The organism is Micromonospora coriariae, from assembly GCF_900091455.1.
Lineage (GTDB): Bacteria > Actinomycetota > Actinomycetes > Mycobacteriales > Micromonosporaceae > Micromonospora > Micromonospora coriariae.
In genome coordinates this window covers 6,870,997-6,893,925 of the sequence record NZ_LT607412.1, presented here as the reverse complement: position 1 = coordinate 6,893,925, position 22,929 = coordinate 6,870,997, and the positions used below count along the sequence as shown (strand labels likewise).

23 protein-coding genes are annotated in these 22,929 nt (G+C 69.2%); 10 read left to right on the top strand and 13 right to left on the bottom strand.

What is annotated here, in order from left to right; genetic code table 11:
* Positions 1 to 67 precede the first annotated feature (67 nt).
* Both GA0070607_RS32015 and GA0070607_RS32010 read right to left on the bottom strand, forming a co-directional pair.
* Entirely contained in the window at positions 68 to 1,744 is a 1,677-nt protein-coding gene (locus GA0070607_RS32015; protein ID WP_089021532.1) for an ABC transporter substrate-binding protein, read from the bottom strand.
* Positions 1,745 to 1,864: 120 nt separating this feature from the next.
* Positions 1,865 to 2,866: a LacI family DNA-binding transcriptional regulator gene (locus tag GA0070607_RS32010; protein WP_089021531.1), complete on the bottom strand. Its 1,002-nt coding sequence runs from the start codon at positions 2,864 to 2,866 to the stop codon at positions 1,865 to 1,867.
* A gap of 454 nt (positions 2,867 to 3,320) precedes the next feature.
* Here GA0070607_RS32010 and GA0070607_RS32005 point away from each other — a divergent pair, with 454 nt between their 5' ends.
* From GA0070607_RS32005 to GA0070607_RS31985, 5 genes are all read left to right on the top strand, one after another.
* Entirely contained in the window at positions 3,321 to 5,567 is a 2,247-nt protein-coding gene (locus GA0070607_RS32005; protein WP_089021530.1) for a hypothetical protein, read from the top strand.
* Between the two features lie 110 nt (positions 5,568 to 5,677).
* A complete protein-coding gene (locus tag GA0070607_RS32000; protein WP_089021529.1) occupies positions 5,678 to 6,172 on the top strand; it encodes a hypothetical protein in 495 nt (164 codons plus the stop codon).
* 396 nt (positions 6,173 to 6,568) lie between these two features.
* Positions 6,569 to 7,228, top strand: a complete 660-nt coding sequence (locus tag GA0070607_RS31995) for a DUF1345 domain-containing protein (protein ID WP_231930656.1) — start codon at positions 6,569 to 6,571, stop codon at positions 7,226 to 7,228.
* A 133-nt stretch (positions 7,229 to 7,361) separates the two neighbouring features.
* Positions 7,362 to 7,976, top strand: a complete 615-nt coding sequence (locus tag GA0070607_RS31990) for a cytochrome ubiquinol oxidase subunit I (RefSeq protein WP_231930652.1) — start codon at positions 7,362 to 7,364, stop codon at positions 7,974 to 7,976.
* A 37-nt stretch (positions 7,977 to 8,013) separates the two neighbouring features.
* Positions 8,014 to 9,024, top strand: a complete 1,011-nt coding sequence (locus GA0070607_RS31985) for a mechanosensitive ion channel family protein (RefSeq protein WP_089021527.1) — start codon at positions 8,014 to 8,016, stop codon at positions 9,022 to 9,024.
* Positions 9,025 to 9,084: 60 nt separating this feature from the next.
* Here GA0070607_RS31985 and GA0070607_RS31980 read toward each other — a convergent pair whose 3' ends face one another.
* Genes GA0070607_RS31980 through GA0070607_RS31955 form a run of 6 tightly spaced genes read right to left on the bottom strand, consistent with a single transcriptional unit; the run spans position 9,085 to position 13,613 of the window.
* The gene (locus GA0070607_RS31980) at positions 9,085 to 9,918 is read right to left on the bottom strand and encodes an S-methyl-5'-thioadenosine phosphorylase (protein ID WP_089021526.1); all 834 of its coding nucleotides are present in this window, start codon (positions 9,916 to 9,918) and stop codon (positions 9,085 to 9,087) included.
* A 45-nt stretch (positions 9,919 to 9,963) separates the two neighbouring features.
* Positions 9,964 to 10,389, bottom strand: coding sequence for a hypothetical protein (locus tag GA0070607_RS31975; protein ID WP_089021525.1), 426 nt, complete (start codon positions 10,387 to 10,389; stop codon positions 9,964 to 9,966).
* A complete protein-coding gene (locus GA0070607_RS31970; RefSeq protein ID WP_089021524.1) occupies positions 10,386 to 11,552 on the bottom strand; it encodes a molybdopterin-dependent oxidoreductase in 1,167 nt (388 codons plus the stop codon). The genes GA0070607_RS31975 and GA0070607_RS31970 overlap by 4 nt, the downstream gene beginning before the upstream one ends.
* Positions 11,549 to 12,262 carry a class I SAM-dependent methyltransferase gene (locus tag GA0070607_RS31965; RefSeq protein ID WP_408630860.1) on the bottom strand — a complete coding sequence of 238 codons (714 nt, stop codon included), beginning with the start codon at positions 12,260 to 12,262 and terminating at the stop codon, positions 11,549 to 11,551. Before GA0070607_RS31965 ends, GA0070607_RS31970 begins: the two co-directional genes overlap by 4 nt.
* Positions 12,259 to 12,939: a TIGR04282 family arsenosugar biosynthesis glycosyltransferase gene (locus GA0070607_RS31960; protein ID WP_089021523.1), complete on the bottom strand. Its 681-nt coding sequence runs from the start codon at positions 12,937 to 12,939 to the stop codon at positions 12,259 to 12,261. The genes GA0070607_RS31965 and GA0070607_RS31960 overlap by 4 nt, the downstream gene beginning before the upstream one ends.
* A complete protein-coding gene (locus GA0070607_RS31955; RefSeq protein WP_089021522.1) occupies positions 12,936 to 13,613 on the bottom strand; it encodes a glycosyltransferase family 2 protein in 678 nt (225 codons plus the stop codon). Before GA0070607_RS31955 ends, GA0070607_RS31960 begins: the two co-directional genes overlap by 4 nt.
* A 148-nt stretch (positions 13,614 to 13,761) precedes the next feature.
* On the opposite strand from GA0070607_RS31955, the gene GA0070607_RS31950 reads away from it, so the two are divergent.
* Complete coding sequence (locus GA0070607_RS31950; protein WP_089021521.1) at positions 13,762 to 15,114, top strand: hypothetical protein; 1,353 nt, start codon at positions 13,762 to 13,764, stop codon at positions 15,112 to 15,114.
* Here GA0070607_RS31950 and GA0070607_RS31945 read toward each other — a convergent pair.
* The gene (locus GA0070607_RS31945) at positions 15,086 to 16,165 is read right to left on the bottom strand and encodes an NAD-dependent epimerase/dehydratase family protein (RefSeq protein WP_089021520.1); all 1,080 of its coding nucleotides are present in this window, start codon (positions 16,163 to 16,165) and stop codon (positions 15,086 to 15,088) included. The genes GA0070607_RS31950 and GA0070607_RS31945 overlap by 29 nt on opposite strands.
* 161 nt (positions 16,166 to 16,326) lie before the next feature.
* Between GA0070607_RS31945 and GA0070607_RS31940 the strand changes: the two genes are divergently transcribed.
* Positions 16,327 to 17,022 carry a response regulator transcription factor gene (locus GA0070607_RS31940; protein ID WP_089021519.1) on the top strand — a complete coding sequence of 232 codons (696 nt, stop codon included), beginning with the start codon at positions 16,327 to 16,329 and terminating at the stop codon, positions 17,020 to 17,022.
* Complete coding sequence (locus GA0070607_RS31935; protein WP_089021518.1) at positions 17,015 to 18,037, top strand: sensor histidine kinase; 1,023 nt, start codon at positions 17,015 to 17,017, stop codon at positions 18,035 to 18,037. The genes GA0070607_RS31940 and GA0070607_RS31935 overlap by 8 nt, the downstream gene beginning before the upstream one ends.
* Before the next feature lie 79 nt (positions 18,038 to 18,116).
* Here the strand turns inward: GA0070607_RS31935 and GA0070607_RS31930 are convergent, their stop codons facing one another.
* The 4 genes from GA0070607_RS31930 to GA0070607_RS31915 form a co-directional block, all read right to left on the bottom strand.
* Positions 18,117 to 18,686, bottom strand: a complete 570-nt coding sequence (locus tag GA0070607_RS31930; RefSeq protein WP_089021517.1) for a DM13 domain-containing protein — start codon at positions 18,684 to 18,686, stop codon at positions 18,117 to 18,119.
* Positions 18,687 to 18,876: 190 nt separating this feature from the next.
* On the bottom strand, positions 18,877 to 19,782 hold the full coding sequence (locus GA0070607_RS31925; RefSeq protein WP_089021516.1) for a ferritin-like domain-containing protein: 906 nt from the start codon (positions 19,780 to 19,782) through the stop codon (positions 18,877 to 18,879).
* A gap of 289 nt (positions 19,783 to 20,071) precedes the next feature.
* Positions 20,072 to 20,554 carry a carboxymuconolactone decarboxylase family protein gene (locus GA0070607_RS31920; RefSeq protein WP_197701205.1) on the bottom strand — a complete coding sequence of 161 codons (483 nt, stop codon included), beginning with the start codon at positions 20,552 to 20,554 and terminating at the stop codon, positions 20,072 to 20,074.
* 93 nt (positions 20,555 to 20,647) lie between these two features.
* Positions 20,648 to 21,112, bottom strand: a complete 465-nt coding sequence (locus GA0070607_RS31915; protein ID WP_089021515.1) for a YkgB family protein — start codon at positions 21,110 to 21,112, stop codon at positions 20,648 to 20,650.
* Between the two features lie 403 nt (positions 21,113 to 21,515).
* Between GA0070607_RS31915 and GA0070607_RS31910 the strand changes: the two genes are divergently transcribed.
* Together GA0070607_RS31910 and GA0070607_RS31905 are read left to right on the top strand one after the other, a co-directional pair.
* Positions 21,516 to 21,893 carry a low temperature requirement protein A gene (locus GA0070607_RS31910; protein WP_157743335.1) on the top strand — a complete coding sequence of 126 codons (378 nt, stop codon included), beginning with the start codon at positions 21,516 to 21,518 and terminating at the stop codon, positions 21,891 to 21,893.
* Positions 21,872 to 22,123 carry a hypothetical protein gene (locus tag GA0070607_RS31905; RefSeq protein WP_089021513.1) on the top strand — a complete coding sequence of 84 codons (252 nt, stop codon included), beginning with the start codon at positions 21,872 to 21,874 and terminating at the stop codon, positions 22,121 to 22,123. The genes GA0070607_RS31910 and GA0070607_RS31905 overlap by 22 nt, the downstream gene beginning before the upstream one ends.
* Positions 22,124 to 22,929: the final 806 nt, after the last annotated feature.

Genomic DNA, 22,929 nt, shown 5'->3' with positions numbered 1-22,929 from the left:
GCGGGTCACGAACATCGGGTGCCGCCTCCCCGGTCGGCTGGGGCCGACCGGGGAGGCGGTGCGGGGGTCAGCTACCCGCGGGCTCCAGGTGCAGGACCACGTCCAGCGCGTTGGGCTGGGTGGGCTGCATGGCGCCGTACGGGTTCGAGTCGTCCGGCCAGCCGGTCCAGTTCTTCGTGCTGTACGCGCCGCCGATGTTGTCCGCGCCGACGGGGATCATCGGCATCTGGTCGACGAAGATCTTCTGCAGCGTGTTCATCGCGGTGGTGCGCGCCGCGTCGTCGGTCGCGTTCGCGTAGGCGACCAGGGCGTCGGTCGCCTCCTTGTTGTTGAAGCGGCCGAAGTTGCCGGCGGGGGAGGCGGTGCCGACCGGCTTGAGCTGCCGGCCGTCCATGACCGTCCGGTAGATGTCGTACGGCGTGGCGCCGCCCTCGGTCCACCGGAAGGTCGCCTCGAAGTTGCCCTGCTCGACGTTGCGGAACCAGGCGTCCTGGTTGGCCTTGTCGATCGTGGCGGCGATGCCGATCTTCGACAGGTTGTCCTTCACGATCTCCAGGCTGGTCTGGTAGTCGGACCAGCCGGCCGGGTCGGTCAGCTTCAGCGTGACGGCCTTGCCGGTCTTGTCCTTGAGGGTGTTGCCCTCGAGCTTGTAGCCGGCGCCGGTCAGCAGCGCCTTGGCGCCCTCGACGTCGACCTTGTGCTCCTGCCCCTTGAACTCGGGCGCGACGAACGAGTCACCGGCCGGGCTGGGCAGGCCGGTCACGCTCTTCACCTGCGGGTGGAAGTAGCCGGCCTCGGCCGTGGTGAAGATGTCGGCGCGGTCGATGACCATGTTCATGGCGCGGCGCAACGTGGGGTCGTCGAACGGCTTCTTCGTGGTGTTGAGGTAGAGGCCGTGGATGCCCAGGATCGCCGGTGCCCACACCTTGTGGTGCTCCTGGTCCTTGGCCACGAAGACGGTCTGGTAGTTGGGGATGAAGACGAAGCTCCACTCCGACTCGCCGTTCGCCAGGGCGGTGGTCTGCGCGCTGTTGTCCGTGTAGGACGTGTAGCGCAGCTCCTTGACCTTCGGCAGGTCCTGCCAGTAGCCGCTGTCGCGCACCGTCAGGGTCATGCTGGCCGGGGTGAACGACTTCAGGGTGTACGGGCCGCTGCCGACCGGCTGCTTGACGGTGTCGGTCGTCGGGTCGCTGATCTTCTCCCAGATGTGCTTGGGCACGATCGGCACCCGCCACAGCACCTTCTGCTGGTTCACGAACTGCGGGCTGGCCATCTTGATGGTGACCTCGTTGCCGCTGGCGGTCGCGTCCGTGTAGGGCACGCCCTGGTCGTTGAGCGCCGGGTACTTCTTGACCAGGTTGTACGTGAAGGCGACGTCCTCGGCCGTGACCTTCTGCCCGTCGGACCAGGTGGCGTTGTCCCGGATGGTGACCTTGACCGAGGTGTAGTCCGACGACCACTCGGCCTTGGTCGCCAGCCACGGCTTGAACGGGTCGGCCGGCTTCACCGGGTTCCACATCATCAGCGGCTCGAAGATCTGCCAGCGGTAGCCCAGCGAGGCCGCGGCGGACGTGGTGAGGAACGGGTTGTTGTTCTCGGCCTGCGGGCCGTTCGGCATGCCGACGTTCAGCACCGTGGCCGTAGGGCCGTCCTTCTTGTTCGCGTTCGGGCTGTCGCCGCACGCGGCGACGCCGGTGGCCATCGCGCCGGCCAGCGCGACGGCGAGGAACTGCCTTCTTCTCATGGAGGTCTCCCTCGGTGCTCCCGCGGTCCTCGTGCGGGATGTGGTGGATGGAGGGTGTGCGGTGTTGCCACCGGAGGGCGGGCGCCCGCCGGTGCGGGTGGTGCTACATCGGTGGCGAGGTCAGGTGGTGCCGGTCGAGGCGCGCACGGTGAAGTCGGTGGGAATGACGGTCGGGGTGTCCGGCAGCGGCGTGCCGGCGAGGTGGGCGATCAGGGTGCGGGCGGCGGCCGCCCCCATCTCCCGCAACGGCTGACGGACCGAGCTCAGCGGTGGGTGGGTGTGCCCGGCCAGGGGCAGGTCGTCGAAGCCGACCACCGCCACGTCGTCCGGGACCCGCCGGCCGGCGTCGCGCAGCGCCTGGAGCGCCCCGGCGGCGGAGAGGTCGTTGTGCGCGAAGACGGCGTCGAACGGCACGCCGGCGGCGAGCAGGCGTTCCACCGCAACCCGCCCGCACTCGAAGGTGAAGTCGCCCTCCACGACGAGGGCGCTGTCGATGGGCAGGCCGGCGTCGGCATAGCCGCCCGCGAAGCCGGCCAGCCGCTCCCGGGTGCAGCCGAAGCGGCGCAGGCCGGTGACGACCAGCGGCCGCTTCCGCCCGTGCGCCAGCAGGTGCGCCGCCGCGGCTCGCGCGCCGGACTCGTTGGTGGTGCGCACCGACGGGAAGCCGGGCTGGTGGCCGCGGTCGTCGATGAGGATGACCGGCAGGCCGCCCTCGTGCAGCTCGGTGATGTAGTCGAGGGTGCCCTCCGGCTCGACCACGAGCAGGCCGTCGAAGGACTTCGCGGAGACCTGGGAGGCGAACCGCCGCATCGACTCGTCGCCGTGGGTGCAGGTGAACAGCAGCATGCCGTACCCCTCGGCCTCGACCACGTCGGCAGCGCCCTGGAGCACCTCGCCCATCCAGGGCCAGGTCAGGGCGGGCACCAGCATGCCGACCACCCGGGTACTGCCGCGGGCCAGGCCGACCGCCCGGGCGCTCGGCACGTACCCGAGGGCGTTGATGACCGCGCGGACCCGGTCGGCGGTGCCGACGCGCACCTCGCCCTTGCCGTTGAGCACCCGGGAGACCGTCGTCTTGCTCACCCCTGCGCGGACGGCGACATCGGCGATGGTGATCGGCACGTCACGCTCCCGGGTCGAAGGGGTGAGGCGGTGTTTCGGAACCGGTTGCGGAAGCGGTTCCGTCGCAGTCAACCGAAGTGGCGGCGGTCACGTCAATAACGGCCGCGTAACAAAACATGGCTAAGTTCGAAACCTGAAAAAAGTGGCCGTGGTCGGCGCGGCCGATCCAGGGCGTGGCCAGCGTCGATGCGAGGAAGCCGGGCCGTCCGCGGCGTGGAGGTTGATCACGTCACCCTTTACCGGTGGGTACAGCGGTTCACGCCGCTGCTGGGCCCTGAGCTGATTCGCAAGCTCCGTCCTTCCGTGACAGACGTCGACAAACGTTGACACCCGCGAGTTGAGGGGGGCCCATGACATAGAAAAGCGTCGCTACGCTCCGGTCGTCATGTCCACACCTGACGGACGGGGAAAGTCTGTGCGCGGACGGTTACGAAGAAGGACCCTGGCTGCGGCGGTGACGACCGCTGTCGTGGCGCAGGTGGCGCTGTTCGGTGCGGAGGCGACGGCAGCCGAGAAGCCGCTGTGGCAGGTGGAGGTCGCAAAGATCCCCACCGCCGAGTACACCCGGGACGCGAAGGTCTACGTCACGGAGTCCTGCCAGGCGCTCAGCCCGTACGTGGAGGGCGGGCTCGGCGACAGCCGGCTCGCCCCGGTGCTCGCCGACGTCGAGAGCCGGTACTTCGACGGCGCGCGGCTCAAGAACGCCGCTGACGGCGAGGTCGCGTTCGAGAACCTGAAGCACTTGGAGTCGTTCCTCAAGAGCCGGCTGACCGGCGCGAGCCCGCCGAACGGTGAGGCCGAGCAGGCGCACGTGCGCGCTCTGGTGGAGACCCTCAGCGGTGCCCGGCTGTTGGCCGACGCGGCGATCCAGGACGCCGAGGTGACCATCGGCCCGTTCCGGGCCAGCCCGCCCCCTGCGCCCGCCCCGGTGGGACTGACCGAGGCGTTCGCAGATCTCGAGGCGGCGAAGGTCAATCTCGCCAAGGCCGACGAGATGCTGGTCAAGGCCAACCCGGTGCCGGCGACGATCGAGGCCGGCCGAGCCTGGGCGAACGGCTTCAACGTGCTGGCCCGGCTGGGCATCACCTACGCCGGCGACCACGACAACGACGGCGTGGTCGACGTGGTGGAGTTGCGCCTCGGCGCCAGCCCGCTGCTGGTCGACACCGACGGCGACGGTCTGACCGACAAGTTCGAAATCACCGAGCTGGCCAGTTGGACCGCGCCGAACAAGGCCGACACCGACGGGGACTCGGTCGCCGACGGCGCCGAGGACGTCGACAACGACGGCCTGACCAACCTCCAGGAACAGGACCTCGGCACCTCGCCCACCAACCCGGACACCGACGGCGACGGCGTCAAGGACGGCACCGAGGTCGCCCAGGGCAGCAACCCACTGGTCGCCGACCAGCCCCGCGCCCCGCCCGCGCCCGGCGACGTGCCGCCGATCGTCCCCGTGCCCACCGACCTCGACACTGACGGCGACGGCGCACCGGACATCGTCGAGGAGGACGACGGCACCAACCCCAACAACCCGGACACCGACGGTGACGGTCTGTCGGACGGCACCGAACTCGAGTGGGGCAGCAGTTCCCTCAGCCAGGACACCGACGGCGACGGTCTGCGTGACGACTACGAGGTCGCCAACGCGGAGTCCCAGGACCTGGACCCGGCCCGCCCGGACGAGCAGATCAGCAAGTGGACGTACGTCGCCGACTTCGCGCTCGGCCTGGTCGCCGGCGAGTTCGCGATGCGGGACTCGATGGCCTGGCTCGCGGGCAACATCTGCTCCGCCGCCCTGAGCTTCATCCCGGTGTACGGCTGGATCGTCGGGGCGATCACCGACATCCGGGACGCGGTCGCCGGTGCGATCCGCGGCGACTGGGTCAGCGCCGGCTTCAGCGTCCTCAGCCTGATTCCGTACGCGGGTGACGCGGTCGCCATTCCCGCCAAGATCGCGAAGTTCGTCCAGCGGTACGTGCACCGCCTCGCCGAGGTGGGCCGGTTCGTCGCCAAGTACGACAAGATCCCGTCCTCGGTCAAGGAGCTCACCTACGAGCTGATCATGCCGGAGGTCTGGGCGGCTCTCGTCGAGCCCGAGGGACTGACGGCGGCGGTGTCGGCGGGGCGGGTGAGCAAGTCGAACTTCGACCGGCTGCTGCGCGGTGCGCGCACTGATCTGAAGAAGTTGCACGAGGTGGTGTTCCAGAAGCCAAACCACGTCCACGGGCCCAACGTCGACTGGGTGTACCGGTGGGCCCAGGCCGAGGAGCGGCTCGTCGACCTGATGACGTCGCTGGGCAAGACCGGTAGGCACGGCGACAACAAGCTGTACCTCAAGAGGCCGGACCTGCCCGACCTCCCGGCGAACGCCCGTGGCCGCTACCCGGACTTCGCCGAGGAGGACGCCAACGGCAACTTCACACTGCACGAGGTGAAGGCCGGCATCCCGATGCGGGACGAGGACATCGAGCAGTGCAAGAAGGACGGGTGGTACAAGGACCCGGCCAACCAGGCGAAGATCCAGGCGGACAACCCGGGGATGGGGACCAGGAAGGTCGTGGGCGTCCACTGGCACTTCATGCCGCACGGCGGTGGCTCACCGAACAACCCCTACAACAGCCTCGGGGTGTGGGACGACCTCCTGGACTGTCTCGTGCAACAGAACATCCCGTTCACCATCCACTTCCCGGCCAACTGACAGGTGGTCAGCGCGTCGCTGACCACTCGTAGGGTGAATCCGGGGCATGCTCATCGATGCCCCGGATTCACCGGTAGTACCCACCGACGTCCGACGGAGGACACCTGGCCATGAACTCGTCGACAAGCTCCGCGCTCCCCCCGTACGCGGTGTCCGGCATCCAGCCGCTCCGGGTCAACGAGGAGGGCCGACATGTCGAATACCGTGGTCACCAGCTCATCGGGACACCGCCGGTGGCCGCGGTGTTCGCTCGCGTACCCGAGACCTTTCTTCCCGTCACGGAGGGGGAGCCGCTGCGTCGCGAGGAGTTCTGCGCGGCGCTCGACGTCAGTTCCCGCGACGGCCTGGCCTGGATCGTCGGCCTCGGCGATGCGGTGAAGTCCATGGTGGACAGCGGCGGTGACTTCGTCGACGACGACCTGATCGAGGAGGCGCTCGCCGCCCAGCCGGACGTGGTCGAGGTCTACCACGTCGATCGAGAGGTCTTCGACGTGGTGCTGGCGCGCTTCCTGCGGGCCGACGAGATGTTCGCCCGCTGGCTCGACGCCATCACCGCCGCCCACCGGGAGTTCGCCCGGCGGCTCGGCGTGGAGCTGCCCTACTGAGCTGACCCTGCCCCGCCACCGAACTGGGAAGACATTCGATTGGTGGGCCCCGGCCGAACGACTGTCCCGATCACAGGAGCGCGTATGGCGGGCAGGAGTTCGAACCTCACTGTCACCGAGTTGCACGCAGACGAGCTAGGTCCCGTGCCCTTCGTGAGTCGAATCAGCGCGAAGGAGTACGGAGACCTTGTCGACCAGTTGCCGCAGGAGTTCTGACAGTTGACCGGACCGGGGCGGGACGCGAGGCCGTTGAGGGTGAGCAGCGTCTTGCGGGTGATGGCGAGTTTGACCAGGTCGGTCTCGGAGCCTTCACGATTCCAGGGGGATTGACAGCCCGATCCGGTGATCGCTCCGGGTTTGCCCTGCGCGACCCGCTCAAGCCGGAACCCTGAACGCGTGGAGCAGCAATCGGGACGACCGGCGCGGGGACGGCTGCTGTCGGTCAGGCGTGCCCTGTGGTCGCTGGCCGCCGGTGTCGTCGCCGGGACGGCCACGGCGCTGGTCGGGGCACCGGAGTTGACGCCGCTGGTGATCTGGACGATCGCGGCGGGCACGATCCTGGTCTGGGTGTGGCGGGCCTGCTGGCCGGCGAGCCCACAGCGTACGGAGCAGCTTGCCGAGGCCGAGCAGCACTCCCGTTCCACCGATTCGGCGATCCTGATCGCATCCGGTATCAGCCTCGCCGCCGTGGCCGAGGCGCTTGTCCGCAGCTCGAACCAGCAGGACTGGGTGGCTCTCACGCTGGTGATTCTCAGCGTCGTCGCTGTGGTCCTGGCGTGGGCGCTGGTGAATACGGTCTTCGCGTTGAAGTACGCCCGGCTGTACTACCGCGACGATGGCGGCGGCATCGACTTCAGGCGGGAATACCGACCGGCGTACGCCGACTTCGCGTACATCGCCTTCACGGTCGGCATGTCCTACGCCCCGGGCGAGAACGAACCGACCAGCGACCCCATGCGCCGGATGGCGCTCGGGCACGCGCTGCTCTCGTACACCTTCGGAACTGGCATCCTGGCCGTCGCCGTCAACCTGGTCACCAACCTGGGCCAGTCGTGACCCACGCGGCTTCACAGGCGCCCGCTGCTGGAACGGATCCGCGAATGCTCTTCATTACGTCTCCTGATTTCTGATCGGCTCATCCCTCGTCGGGCTGTTGCGCGGCGCGGGTACAGATGGCGCTGTCACTGGGGTGGCACATCGTGACCTGGTTTCGGGTGAGGTGACCGACGTCCGGCCGTGGGAGGCGATGTTCAACCCCGCGACGCCGCCGCAGACCGTGCACATGATCGTGGCGGCGTTCATGGTGACCGGCTTCGGCATCGCCAGCGTCTATGCGGTGGCCCTGTTGCGCGGCCGCCGGGATCGCTACCACCGGCTCGGCTTCGCCATCCCGTTCACCGTCGCCGCACTGCTCTCTCCGGTGCAGGTGGTGGTCGGCGACTGGGCCGCGCACTTCGTCGGGGAGTACCAGCCCACCAAGCTCGCCGCGATGGAGGGGCTGGCCCGCACCGAGGCGGGCGCCCCACTCTCCCTCGGCGGCGTCTACGTCGACGGCGAACTGCGATACGCCGTCGAGGTGCCCAACGCATTGTCCCTGCTGGCCAAGTGGGACCCGGACGCGGTCATCATGGGCCTGGATCAGGTGCCCGACGACCGTTCGGCATCTTCCAAATCGGCAAGGCGGCAACCGGGAAGCCTCCGCCGGGCGGCTGACGCAGGCCCGTTCAGCGACCGTTTGCCGATGTTCCACCCTCTGGCACCGGGCCGGATGGCACTCTGGCAGGTGGACTGGGCAGGCACCTGAGCTAAGGCGGCATTGGGATCACGGTGAACGGTTTCTGATGCGTACCGTGTTGATCGTGTTGGCCGCGCTGGCGGCGGCCGTGGTCGTGGACCTGACCTTCGGCGTGCTGATCCGCCGGGGTGCGCGGGGCCGCTACAAGTGGCTGCTCGAGCCGCTGCGGCACGCCTGCCGCCGCCCGGCGGCGGCGGTCCTGCTGGCCGGGGCGCTGTACTACGCGCTGCCGTTGGGGCCCGCCGGCTGGCAGCGTTATCTACGCCATGCCATCCTGCTGGCCCTGATCGCCCTCGGCGCGTGGCTGGTGATCAGAGCGTTGCACGTCGCCGAAGCGGTCGCGTTCAGCCGACTGCCGCCCGATCTGGTCACCAGCCGGCGGGTCCGCCGGGCCCGGACCCAGATCCGCCCCGTACGGCGGCTCACCGCCGCCGTGGTCACGATCGTCTCGATCGGCCTGATCCTGACCACCTTTCCCCCGGTACGCCTCTTCGGCATCTCCGTGCTGACCTCGGCCGGAGTGGTCGGCGCGGTGATCGGCCTGTCCGCCCGAACCGCGCTCGGCAACGCGTTCGCCGGCATCCAGGTCGCCTTCGCCGACGGACTGCACGTCGGCGACGTGCTGGTGGTCGACGGCGAATGGGGCCGGGTCGAGGAGGTGAAGCTGACCAACGTGGTGATCCGGCTCTGGGACGAGCGGATGCTCATCCTGCCGACCACGTACTTCACCGAGCGGCCGTTCCAGAACTGGACCCGCAACGAGTCCCGGGTGGTCGGCAAGATCCAGATTCATGTCGACCACACCGCCGACCTGGACGACCTGCGCCGGGAAGCACGCCGACTGGTCGAGTCCTCACCGCTGTGGGATCGAGACCAGTGGGTGCTGCAGATGGTCGACGCCACGCCGCAGACCGTGGTCATCCAGGTGCAGGCCTCCGCCGCGGACGGCGCCAGCGCCTGGGACCTGCGCTGCGACCTACGCGAGGCACTGATCCGCTACCTGCGCGACCAACACCCTCAGTGGCTGCCCCGCACCCGCAGCCAATACCAGCCCTGACCGTGGTCTGTGGGGCCATCGCTGATCGCGGCTGCGGCTGCCGCGGTGCCGGCAGCCCGGTCAGGGAAGCACGATGCCGGTCTTCGTACCCGCCAGAGCCTGTCCGCACGGGCAGTCGCCTTGGTCTTGCGGCAAGGTCGTGACCACGTCGGTGAGCAGGTCGCGTAGGCGGTCGATGTTGTGTGCGAAGACCGTGAACACCTCCTGCTGGGTCACGCCGTCGCCGACCTCGACGCCGGAGTCGAGATCGGTCACGAGTGACAGCGGGGTATAACAGAGTGCCAGCTCGCGGGCGAGTACCGCCTCGGGGTGGCCGGTCATGCCGACGACGGACCAGCCCTGTTCGGCGTACCAGCGGGATTCGGCACGGGTGGAGAACCGGGGCCCCTCGATGACGACCATGGTTCCGCCGTCGACCGGCTGCCACCCGGCGGACCGGGCGGCGCCGAGCACCGTCGCGCGTCCGAGCGGACAGTACGGGTCGGCGAACGGGACGTGCACCACCTGGGGCAGCTGCCCGTCCGCGGGTGGCTCCCCGTCGTAGTAGGTCTGGATGCGCCCGCTGGTCCGGTCGACCAGTTGGTTCGGTACGACGAGGGTCCCGGGGCCCAACTCCGGTCGCAGGGCGCCGACGGCACCCGGGGCGAGCACCCGACGGACGCCGACCGTTCGCAGCGCCCACAGGTTCGCCCGGTAGTTGATGCGGTGCGGGGGCAGGACGTGATGGCGTCCGTGGCGGGGTAGGAACGCCACCGGCCGGCCGGCGAGCGTCCCGATGGACAGTGAGTGGCTGGGTGGTCCGTACGGAGTATCGAGCGTGATCTCGGTGACGTCGTCGAGGAACTCGTAGAAGCCGGATCCGCCGATCACGCCGATCCGCGGCTGATGGGACATGTGTACTTCTCCTTTGTGGCAGAGATGTGAGCGCGTGGCGTTGACTCAGGGACGGTCGGCTGTCCGATCCGTCGCGCGCCGGTTGACCGCTGTGACGACGACCAGAACGATCACGATGACGGCCCAGAGAGCGGCCAGTCCGGCAGTGAGTCCCAGCGGATAGTTGCGGTCCGGCAGGCCCGGGTTCGGGGGTGCTGATGGCGGTCGCCACAGGAGCGGCACCGCGATCAGCAGCAACGTCGCGCTCGCCACCAGGCCCGCGGTGATCCACGCCAGGCGGACCCGGTCGGTCACCAGCCGGCCCAGCACCAGTCCGACCAGTCCGACCAGCGGTGCCACCAGGGCGTCGTGCAGCAGCGGGCCGCCGATCAGCCACGGCAGGACGGTGCCGAGCTGGGGGAGGAGCAGCCAACCGCCGTACGTCGCCGCCGAGGCGCCGACCAGGAGCAGAAGCAGTCGGACGGTCCTCACGTCAGTACCTCCAGCCGGGCCACCCACTTGGTCTGGAGGACGCCCGGGCGGCTCGGTGCGATGAGACGGCAGGGGTAACCGTGGTCGGGGGACAGTTCCTCGTCGTTGATCCTTAGTGCGAGCAGAGTCAGCGGATCACCGGCGTGGGTCGCCGGGAGAGTGCTCCTGGCGTACAGGCCGTTGGTCTCCAGTGACGAGATCCGAACCGGCCGGCTGGTCGGCGCGCCGGCTCGCCGGAGTAGGTCGACGATGGGCACCCCGGTCCACCGCGCGGAGGCGCTCCACCCCTCGACGCAGGCGATCGGCAGTTCCGCCGTGCGTTGCGGCAGGGCTGCCAACTCGGCCAGGGACAGGGTGTGTCGCCCGCCCGGCCAGACGATCGCCAGTCGCCAGTCGGGTGGTACGACGATGCCCGCGGCATCGGCCGTACGGTTGATCGGCATGCCCTGCGGCCCGGCACCGGTCCGCCAGGCCAGCGGAGACACTCGACGCAGCCACGGCACGGTGACCCCGGCAGTCGCCAGCACGGCGACGCCGGCGACGCCGGCCGACGTGCGCAGGAACGCCCGGCGCGCGGACATGTCCCGGTCGTCGGGCCCCGGCGCCACGACCCCAGCCGTGTCCGCCTGACTCAGCCGCGTGGTCAACGCCGGGTGGGCGACCGGGAGTTTCACCGCGATGTGGACCAGCAGCGCGCCCACCGCCAGCCAGGCGACCGCGTAGTGCGCCGCCGGAAAGAAGAACCCCCACGGGTACGACTGAGCGACGTTGAACAGTCCCGTGACGAGCTCGAAGAACGCGGCGCAGACCAGGACCAGGACGCAGATCCGCTCGAGCGCGTGTGCGAGCAGCCGGCTCAGCTGGCGCAGGGGCGGACGGGCGAACAGCCGGGGGTAGACGCTCCACAGTTTGGCCAGCAGCAACGGGATCGCCGCGACCCCGGACAGCACGTGCACACCCTGGGTGATCCGGTAGAGGTTGACCGGTCGGGTCGGCCAGGTGAACCAGCCCGGCGGGTGCTGGATGTAGTGGCTGAGCAGCCCGGTGACGAAGCACAGCCCGAATGCCACCCCGAGCCAGAGGCCGAGCCGGGCGGCCACCAGCGGCGAGTGCGACGGCGCGGTGAAGTCTCCGGGGGCGGGCAGCCGTGGCCGGCGGATCATGAGCGCACCAACTCGGCGAACCAGCGTGGACCGGACCGGAAACTGTCCGCGACCCGCAGGCCGGCAGCGACTGCGGTACGCGCCACCGCCTCCGCCCCGACCCGCGCCCATCGGAACGCCGGTCCCTGTCGTCCCCCGTCGCCGGATGATCCGGACAGGACGTACGCCTGTCCCTGCCACAGCCCGGCTCCCGGTGGGTCCACCTCGACCACCAGCGTTCCGTCCGCCGCGATCAGGGCGCCGCACCGGCGCAGCAGTCGAACCGGGTCGCCGCCGATGCCGATGTTGCCGTCGACGAGCACGGCGTGCGCCCACCTCCCCTCGCCGGGAAGTGGTTCGAAGACGTCGCGTCGCAGGGCTACCACGCCCCGGTCCCAGGTCAGCCGCACCGCCTCGGCGGAGATGTCCACCCCCAGCGCGGCGAGGCCCCGCTGGGCGAGTGCCATCGTCAGCCGGCCAGGCCCGCAGCCGAGGTCGATCGTCGGCCCGGTGCACCGGGCGACGACGGACTCGATCGCCGGCTCCGGTGCGCCGTGCCAGCGCCGTACCGGCAATGGGTCGCGTCGCCCGTCGGAGTGCACAAGCCAGTGTTCGAGCCGGGCCGGGGCCGACGGGGTGACCGGCGGGCCGGACTCGTCGTGGTCGGCGGGCCACCCGTCGAGTCCGCACAGTACGACATCGAAGCCGCCGAAAGTGACAGTCGAACTCACTGTCGCCCTCCACTCACCAGCGAGCCGACCAACGATCCGACGGCATCAGCGAACCGGCTTGCGGGCAGGTCGGCCGCGACTGCCAGGGCCGTCGGCCAGTCATCGACATCACGCAGGACGGGCAGCATCGCCGGGTGTAGTCCGCGCCCGCGAAGACCGGCCAGGGTGTGTCGGCTGGTGTCGCCGGTCGACATGGGCACTCGGCGGAGCACGCTCGCGTACGCCGGATCACGTAGCCCGAGCGCCCACCAGCCGCCGTCCAACGCCGGTCCCAACACCGCGTCGTGCTCGGCGAGCCGCCCCAGCGCGGCGGTGAGCACGGCTGGCCGGATCTGCGGGGTGTCCATGCCGATCTGCAGCACCGGTCGGCCGGGAAACGCCGCCCCGGTGTCGATGTGCGCATTGCTGAGGCGGTCGGCGAACGTGTCGCCGCGCTGTGGAATCAGGTGCCAGCCAGCCAGCGCAGCGGTCAGTTCCGCGCCGTACTCGGCATCGGCGAACCGCCCGGTGTACGCCAGCACGGGGATGGTCGATGCGGTGGCGTCCACCGCCGCGAGGGTGTCCAGCAGTGCCGCCGCCGCGACACGGGCCGCCTGCGTGGGGTCGACCGGCGGGCACAGGCGCGTCTTGACCAGCCCCGGGACCGGTGCCTTCGCGACCACGAGCAGCACGTTCACCGGGCACCGCCGACGCCGGCACGCAGCACCCCGGCGAAGTCCCGGGTCGCCCGCAACGTGCCCCGGACCGAACCGGAGACCTTCGATCTGGTGCCCGCGGCCCGTGGTGCGTACGCGACGTTCAACTCGTGGATCCGCCAGCCCGCCTCAGCCGCGCGTAGCAGCAGTTCCAGGGGGTAGCCGAACGCGCGGTCGGTGACACCGAGCCGCAGCAGAGCCACCCGGCGGGCCACCCGCATCGGGCTGATGTCGTACACCGGTACGCCCCGGCGCCGCAGCAGTGCGGCCACCAGCGCGTTACCGGCCCGGGCGTGCCACGGCCAGACGTGTGCCGAGACCGGTCGACGACGCCCGACCGCGAGCTCCGCCCGGCCGTCGAGCACGGCCGCGACGAGCCTCGGCAGCTCGGCCGGGTCGAACGAGCCGTCCGCGTCGAGTACGCACACCAGTTCCGCGTCTGTCGCCAGCAGGCCGGTGTGTACGGCGGCGCCGTACCCGCGTCTCGGCTCGTGGACGACCCGGGCGCCGTACTCGGCCGCGACCTCGGGTGACCGGTCGGTGGAGCCGTTGTCGACCACGATGGCCCGGTAGCCGGGGGGCAGCCCGGTGAGTACCGCGGGCAGGGCGGCCGCCTCGTCCAGACACGGCAGAACCACGTCGATGGTTGGGTGCATACCGGGGACGCTAGGCCCGCCGCAGGCCCCCTGACCCGCTGTGCCGCCTTACGAATCGCTTACGCGACAACGGATCTTACGAGTCCCTGACGTCACCGCCGATCGGCTGTCGGACCGCTGGTCGCAGGTCGTACCGTCGGCCGTCACCATGACCATGATGACCCGGCCGGGACGATTCCGGTCCGCCGATCTGATCGTCCTCGCGGCCGAGGCGGCTCTGCTCGCCGCAGCGATCACCGTCGGCGCACTGCTCAACCATCGGGGTGTTCGACTCCACGCCGACGCCGCTCCGCTCTATGCCGACTGGCGACCCCATCTGGGCCTCGGTACCCCCGCCGTGCTTCTCCTCGCGGCGCTCTTCGTGTGGCGCGGGACGAGGTGGGGGATCGGTGCGCGGTGGTCGCGACTGCTTGTCGGCGGCTATCTCGCCTCAGTGCTCTGGACGCTGTCGCTGGCCCTGGTCGACGGATGGTCCGCCGGGGTGACCGAGCGGTTGACGGTGCAGGCCGAGTACCTGCATGAGGTGCCCCGGGTGATGGATGTCGGACTGATGCTGTCCGGCTTCGCTGACCGGATCCTCGACTTCCAGCCCGATTCGTGGTCCACCCACACCGCCGGGCATCCACCCGGCGCGTTGCTGCTCTTCGTCTGGCTGGAGCGGATCGGCCTGGGTGGCGGGACCGCCGCCGGACTCGCCTGTGTGTTGGTCGGGGCCACGGTGTCGGTGTCGGTTCCGGTGACACTGCGGGCGCTCGGCGCCGAGGACGCGGCTCGGGCGGTGTGGCCGTTCCTGGTTCTCTTCCCGGGGGCGGTCTGGGTGGGCGCGTCCGCGGACGGGATCTTCTCGGCGGTGGTCGCGGCCGGGTTGGCGCTGCTGGCGGTGAGTGGCCGAGCCGGGGCCGTACCCGGCGGGCTGCTGCTCGGCTTCGCGCTCTACCTGTCGTACGGGTTCCTTCTGGTCGGGCTGCTCGCGTTGACAGTGGTGCTGCTGCGGGCCCGGGATCGTCTCGGCGTGCTTCTGCTCGCGGCGGCGGCGGTCGCGGCGGTTGTCACAGTGTTCACCCTGTCGGGGTTCTGGTGGATGGACGGCTATCACCTGGTGACGCGCCGCTACTACCAGGGCTGGGCGGCGGAACGTCCGTACGGCTACTGGGTCTGGGCGAACCTCGCCGCCCTGCTGCTCTCGGCCGGCCCGGTGGTCGGACCGGCGCTGCGGCGGGCGGTGGCCGCCGTACCGATCCGACCGCTCGCTGCGACCCTGGGACAGCGGTTCGCCACCGGTGGACCAACTGTGTGGTTGCCCATCGCGGCGGCGGTGGCCGTGCTCGCGGCGGACCTGTCCGCGCTCAGCAAGGCCGAGGTGGAGCGGATCTGGCTACCGTTCGCCGTCTGGCTCCTGGTCGCCACCGCGCACCTGCCCGCCAGCCACCGACGTTGGTGGCTGGCGGCGCAAGCCGGCACCGCGCTCGCCGTCAACCACCTACTGTGGACCGTGTCCTGACCATCGCCGCCTCGCGCATCACCGCGGTGGTGAATTCGGCGACACCAGCGGCGAAACCGGTTCGGGCGGTGAAACCCAGCAGCCGGGTCGCGCGGGCCGGATCGGCGACCACGTGCCGTACGTCTGCCGCCCGCCCGCCCCCGACCACCACCGGCATCGGCCCGCCCATCGCCGTGGCCAACTCGTGGGCGAGTTCGCCGACGGTGTGCGGCTCGCCCGAGCAGACGTTCACCGGAACCAGTGGCTCCGGCGCCGGTGCGGTCAGCGCCAGCAGGTTCGCCGCCGCGACGTCGCTCACGTGGACGAAGTCGCGCCGCTGCCGACCATCCTCCAGGACCCGGGGCGGTTGCCCGGCGGCCAGCGCCGAACGGAAGATCGACGCGACCCCCGCGTACGGGGTGTCGCGGGGCATTCGCGGACCGTAGACATTGTGGTAGCGCAGCGCCCAGACCGACCCGCCGGTCTGCCGGGCCCAGGCGCCGGCGAGGTGTTCCTGAGCCAGCTTGGTGGCGGCGTACGTGCTGTGCGGTTCCAGCGGCGCGTCCTCCGGCACCAGCCCGGGGGCGAGTGCACGGTCGCAGCGCGGGCAGGTCGGCTCGTACCGGCCCTCGGTCAGGTCGGCGGCCCGGCGGCCGGCAGGCCGGACGATTCCATGTGTCGTGCAGTGGTAACGGCCCTCGCCGTAGACCACCATCGAACTGGCCAGCACGAGGCGGCGCACCCCGGCGGCGTGCATCGCCGCGAGCAGGGTGGCCGTGCCGAGGTCGTTGTGGGCGGCATAGCGGGGGGCATCGGCTGGATCGATGCCGTGGCCGACCATGGCCGCCTGGTGGCAGACCGCGTCGACTCCGGCGAGTAGCCCGGTCAGCAGCTCCATGTCGCGTACGTCGCCGACCACGAGATCGTGCCGCTGTGCCCAGGGCGGTGGCATCGCGCCGTGCGCCTCCGGCAGGAGCGCGTCGACGGCCACCACCTCGTGCCCGTTCTCGCTGAGCAGGTCGGCGACGTGTGAGCCGATGAACCCGGCAGCACCCGTAACAAGTATCCGCATTCCGGTCACCGTATGACCCCGCGTACGCCCACGCCGTGTGGCCTGCGCAGCCGTAAGAACCTCGTTAGGTTTCGCCGGTGCGGTCCGACCCCGGCGCCTGGCTACGCTGGCCCGATGGACACGCGGGGGGACACGTCGACGGGCCGGAACGGGGGACGTTCGTGACACAGCGGGTGCTGGTGGTCGACGACGACCAGACCGTGAGCGACGTCATCTGTCGTTACCTCGAACACGACGGCTTCCAGGTGAGCCATGCGGGCGATGGGGCGGCGGCACTGGCGGCGGTGGCTCGCCAGGCACCACATCTGATTGTCCTCGACCTGATGCTGCCCCGGATCAACGGCCTGCAGGTGTGCCGGGAACTGCGATCCCGGCCGGACGGCGTACCGATCATCATGCTGACCGCACGGGGTGACGAATCCGACCGGATCCTCGGGCTGCAACTCGGCGCGGACGACTATCTGACCAAGCCCTTCTCACCCCGGGAACTGGTCCTGCGGGTCCGCTCGGTGCTCCGTCGTGCCGGCAGTGAGCCGCCGCCCGAGCGGCCGGAGGCGCTCAGCGACGGCAGTCTCGTGGTGCATCCCGCCTCCCGAACCGCCCGCCTCGGCGGGACCGAGCTGGCCCTGACGCTGCGCGAATTCGACCTGCTCGTCCACCTGCTGCGGCATCCGTCCCAGGTGTTCGGGCGGGCCGAACTACTCGAGCAGGTCTGGGGCTGGAACTTCGGCGACCACTCGACCGTGACCGTGCACGTCCGCCGCCTACGGGAAAAGATCGAGGTCAACCCGGCGGATCCGCGGCGGATCGTGACCGTCTGGGGCGTCGGCTACCGGTACGAGCCGGCCAATGCGTGACCTGCTGCTGATCTTCGCGATCTCCCTCGGCGCGGCACTTGCCATCGGACTCGCCGGCGCGGTGCTACTCCGCGCGCTGCGACGCAGCTCGATCACCGTGCACCTCAGCGTGCTGCTCACCACCACGGTCGTCGCCATCGCCGTGGGTGTGATGGCGGTCGCGGAGGCGATGTTCCTCTCCCCACACGACCTGGAGGTGGTCCTGATCACCGTCGCCGCGGCAGCGGTGGTCAGCCTCGTCGTCGGCGGTCACTTCGGCCGGCGACTGGCACTCGCCGCGGTCTGGCGCGACCAGGCCCGCGAGCGGGAACGGCAGCTGGAGAAGGGCCGCCGCGACCTGGTCGCCTGGGTCTCCCACGACCTCCGTACCCCGCTCGCCGGGCTCCGGGCGATGGCGGAGGCACTGGAGGACGGGGTGGTCCGTGACCCGGACACGGTCGACGAGTACCACCGACGGATCCGGCTGGAGACCGACAGGATGACCCGACTCGTCGACGACCTGTTCGAGCTGTCCCGGATCAACGCTGGAGCGCTGCGGTTGTCGTTGACGGCGGTGCCGCTCGGAGAGGTTGTCTCGGACGCGCTGGCGAGCACCATCCCGCTGGCCGCCGCCCGCCGGATCAAGCTGGTCGCCAGCGAGTCGGGGTGGCCGACGGTTGCCGCGAGCGAACCGGAACTGGCTCGGGTGGTGACGAACCTGCTGCTGAACGCGGTCCGCTACACCCCGGAGGACGGCACGGTACGGATCGAGGCCGGCCGGGAGCGGGACTACGCCTGGCTGTCGGTGGCCGACACCTGTGGCGGCATCCCCCCGGCCGACCTCCCGCGGCTGTTCGACGTCGCGTTCCGCGGTGAGCCGGCCCGCACCCCCGGACCGGGCAACGGCAGCGGTGGCGCGTCCGGAGGACTCGGCCTGGCGATCGTCCATGGGTTGGTCGAGGCGCACAGGGGTCGGGTCGAGGTGAGCAACACCGCCGAAGGCTGCCGGTTCGTGGTCCGGTTGGTCGCCGCCTGACGGGGCGGCCGGTCGGGCGTCACGTTCGGCACCGAGGCGAGGTGCGCGAATGGTGACATCCCTACCCGCCCGAGCGTGGTCAGGTGGCGTTGAGGTCGGCGCCGCCGAAGGACACCGCGAATCGCTTGCACCAGATCGAGACGCTCCGGTAGTCGCGCGGATCAACCGATGCGGGTAGCTCGTACACCTGATCGCCCCGATTGCCCTTGAGCCTGCCCAGCTCGACCCAGTCGCCGTCATCGAACACTCGCCAGCCGGCCGTGCCTCGGGTCAGCGGTTGGTCGGTCAGCCACACCCGCAGGTCCGGACCGTTCGACGTATCCAGGTTTCGAATGACGAGCTGGTGGCGCCCGTCCCTGAGCCGGACGATCTCGGCACTGCCGCTCGTCCTGTGCTCATGGGTGACGAACTCGCCGGCGGCCAGGATCTCGTTCCCCGCTGGCGCGGCGGCCGAGGCCGCCGGGGACGGGGCCGCGGACTCCGGGGCCGGGACGACCGATGTCGTCCCTACGGGAGGAAGTGCTTCGTCGACGTATGTATCGATGAACAGCTTCCACGGCTGGAACCAGTGAAGAACCAGAATCACCACGACAACAGCGGAGGCGAGACCGGCCCATGCCACCGGCGACCGGAAGACCCGTTTTCCCATACCCGGAGCCTACGACCACCGCAGTCGCCCAACTGGTCGCGAACCCTTTCGGAACTCTTACGACGTGCCCCACCGCTGCGGGTTGGCCAGGAACGATCGGAGTCTGGTGCCGCTCAAGCCGCTCAGACAGCCACCACAAGCGTTTCTGCGTGGGTTTCCTCAAGGGACCCAGCTCGGGCAACTTGGACCCTCAGGCCGTTCCGGCGCTCATCGCGACTTCGCCGTTCATGCCGGCGGGGTAGAAGCCACCCGAAGCCGCCGGGGTCATGCTCAAGTAGACGATGTTCAAAACGGACTGGGCCGATCGGCCGTAGCACATCCCGTTTTCATCCGTGGGGATGAAATTCGGGTCCGCCGCCGTGCCGACACCCTGGTCGTCATCCGCCGGACCATCAAGACTGTTGCGCGCGTCGGAGAGCTTTTGTACCGAGCCGAAAACTGTGTCGTCGGCGAGTCCGGCGCTGTAGAGCGCGGACCGGACAATCCCGGCGTGGTATGCCTCGGTGGCCAGCAGGCCGGCTGCCGCATCGAGGTACGTTTTGTTCGACAGCAGTGACGCGGATCCTTTGAATGCCGACACTCCGACGTCTTCGAAGAGGAACGCCGCGAAGAGGAAGTTTAGGTCGTTCGCGTACGGGTCAAAGCTGTCGCCTTGCTTGATTAGACCAGCGGCAGTCGCCGCCGCGGTGAAGCTCTCGTCCAGCGAAATCGCGGGACGAGCAACAGCGGCGTTGCCGAGCGCGGATCGCAAGAAGGCCACGTGCTGCATCTCGTCGGAGGCGATTTCCTTCGCGAACCTCTGCACGAATTTGCTGCTGAAGTTGACTGATCCTCCGCCGGACACCTCGCCGCGCACCCCGGTGCCGGTAGTCATCTCGTCAGGAAGCCCGGATCCCGTCGTCGCGCGGAGATAGAACTCAGCTTCGAGGTATTCGAGATTGAGCGCGAAGTTGAGGATAGTGGCATCGCTCGGCGAGCCACCACCCGCCGGGTCGGCTTTGCACACCCCTGGATCGACCAAGGCCGCGAGCCTTCGCCGATCCGTTTCGGATTCTGCACTCCGTGACACCGCCTCTGAGATGAACCAGTTGTCCATGCTGCCTCCCTTTTGGTGCATCCAGGTCCTAGTTGTCCGCGCCGTCCGACCTGACTGGAATGGATGACACTCACGTTAGTTGCGCGGACGAGCCTCAGGAATTGTTTGCCGAAAGGCGGTGCGAGGTGAATCAAACGTCGACTACGCTCCGCGCGGTGGACCATGCGCCGGTCGTGGCGAGCGCAGTCGCCAACGTGCGCCGGGGAGCGCCTGAACGCCGAGTTCGCAGTGGCCAGCAGGCACACCGGACGGCTGCCAGCCTGCTCTGGCAACAGGACCGGGTATCAACTCACATGGGAGGCGCTGTCGTGGGCATGGCACCCTCGGCGAGCTTGAGTCGCGTCCAGATGTTCATGTTGATCACAACGGCCACGATCTCCAGGATCTCGTCCTCCGTGAAGTGCGTGACCATCCTGTCGTGTGCCTCCTGAATCCGGCTGTTGACGGTGGCGTCGGCGGCTCGGGTCAACGCCTCGGCGTAGGCCAGCGCGGCTCGCTCCTCCTCGGTGAACAGGTGCGTCTCCCACCACGCGGTGAGGGTCTCGACCTTGGACGGCGGGATGTCGGCGGTACGGGCAGCTGCGTGGTGCACCAGAAGGCAGTAGCTGCAATTGTTGATCTGTGCGACGCGTAACCGCAGGAGCTGGGCCAGGGCCTGGTCCACCTGGAGTGTGGCGGTATGGCCGAAAGCTGCGGCCCCGGCGTTCGCCAGAGCCATCAGTTGCTCGTTCGACGCGGCGTCCAGTCGGACGTTCTGGATCCTGGTATCCAAGAAATGACCTCCTCTAGGTCACACGACAACACCAGTGGTGGGGACGTCCACGTCGGTGGACAGCCACATCCGCTGCGAGCGCACTGCCGGGCGTTATCGGTGGCGGGCGCGCAGTGACTCGGCAGCTATCAGGAGAGCGCCACCGAGGAGCACTGTGTCCTTCAACAGGAATTGCCCCAGCAGAGAGAGGCTGAACATCCCCTGCCCTTCCTGCCGAGTCCCGGGTGCCGTGGCCAGGAAACTGAGCGTGGTGAGGAACATCCCCGCCGCCCCGACGCCACCGATCGCCGACGCTCTGGGCGCAAACGGTTTCGCGGCGATCAGAGAGCCCACGGTGATCTCCGTGACTCCGATGAGTCGGTTGAGCTTTTGTGCGCCCAGCTTCTCTCGGAAGAACGAGAACAGCGGACTCGATGTGACCAGGGGCTCGTCGTTTTCGACCTCGTACTGTTTGAATTTGAGCGCACCGATCCACAAGATGTTCGTCGCCAATGCGGCGCGCAGGACCGAGAAGCCTACGGAAGCGAGGTCATCGGCCGAGGCGTGTAGTGTGCCCATCGCTCGCTCCTAGTCGCTGTGCCGACGGTCGGCGTGCCGGGGACCATTACCCGCTGGGACCCGCCACACACACCGGGGACGTGCCGCTCCAGTGCCTCTCTCAGCCTGCGTTCCTCGCCGGAGTGGAGGTCCACCCGGCTCAGGAAGCCCATAGCGTCATACGTGGCGGCCAGCGGCGGCTGCCAGGTGTAAGTGTTGAATTCGGATCTGTCGGATGTTGGGCGAACAAGGATTGGCCCATGAGGTACATCTTCCGGACCGGGTCGCCGGTGCCGACCGAAGAAGCCCATCGGACCACGCCGTTCGAGGTGTTCTTCGACCTGGTGTTCGTGTTCGCGTTCATCCGGGTGGCGAGACGTTCACGGCACAGGCGCCGACGCCACTCGGGCTGGCCCATAGCCTCGTGCTCCTGCTGCTGCTGTGGTGGCCCTTCACCAACTACGCTTGGCTGGCCAACCAGGTCCGCGCCGACGTGGGCCTGGTCCGCGCCGGAAACTCGGCTGTGATGGCCGCGATGTTCGTGGCCGCCCTGGTCCTTCCCGAGGCGTGGCGGCATAGCAACCAGTCACTGGCCGCGCCCATGACTTTGGCCGTCGCCTACATCGTCGTCCGGGCGGTATATCTGGCCCTCGTCTGGCACATGTCCGCCGGTAACGCGCGGCTACGCGCTTCGCTGCGCTTGCGGGTCATTCCGGTCTTGGTGGGCGTGCCTGCGCTGCTGTTCGGCGCGGAGTTGGGCGGCGTCACTCAGACGCTGTTGTGGACTGGACCTCGACAGTAGCTCTGTTCGGCGGCCCGGCCCTCTACCTCATTGGTCGGGCCCTGTTTCTTCGACTCACCGTCCGGCACACCCCACCCGCCCCGATCCTCGCGGCTGGCACCATCCTCGCGCTGTTGCCCGTCGCCCGACACCTTCCCGCCCTCGCCGCCCTCGCTCTGGTCGCCGTCATCTTGATCGCCCTGGTCGGTGATGAACGGCTCAGTTGGCGGCCAACCGCCGCGGCGAAATGACTACGTGTCCGGGCCTGCCGGACGATCTTCGAGCAGCCCGGCGAACGGCAATCACAGGCGGCACGGCGTCGAGCGTCCATGTCATCGCGGACGCGGCCGGTCGGCTGATCTGGGCATCGACGCGGACGAGGAGAGCGCCCTGAGCCAGGGGCGACCAACCTCACGGGAGTTACGCGGAGCCGATCGTGATTCGACGTATGGCCCAATCTCGTCCAGTCATCGGTACCGGCCGTCGTAGCGAACTCCGCTCCGGGTATCCGTGAAGCTGACGCCCACCCGCACTCCGTCCTCGACGGTCCACCGAACCGTGTACGCCGCCCGGTACGTCGGCGGCCAGAATGAGGCGAAGGTCCCGTCACCGGTCACAGACCACTCGCCAGCTGACGGTGTTCCCCTGTCGACGTAGGTCGTTCGACCATCCGCCGTGAATGTTTGAGTTGTACCGTCTGGGAACACAAGCTGTGCGGCGGTCAGGGCGGCGATCATGTCCACCGCATCGACCGGCTGGCCATCGGCAACGTTCCCACGGGAAGGAACAGGGTCCATCGAACTCTCCTGACACCGGGTAAGACACTGGCCGCCGTCTCGCAGCGGGCACGACATGTCGAACGATCAACTCGGAACACTCCTAGCCGCACCCTATGGACTCTGTAGTCCACTAAAAGCCCGATGCGGAAGCATCTACCAATTAGGGGCGCCACCGTCGGCCTGTGGCCAGCGGCTTGCAGGCTGGTGCCACGCCAGCCTACTCTGGACGCGATGGTCCAGTTAACTTATCCCGGTAGAAGGGCGACCACGCCCCCACC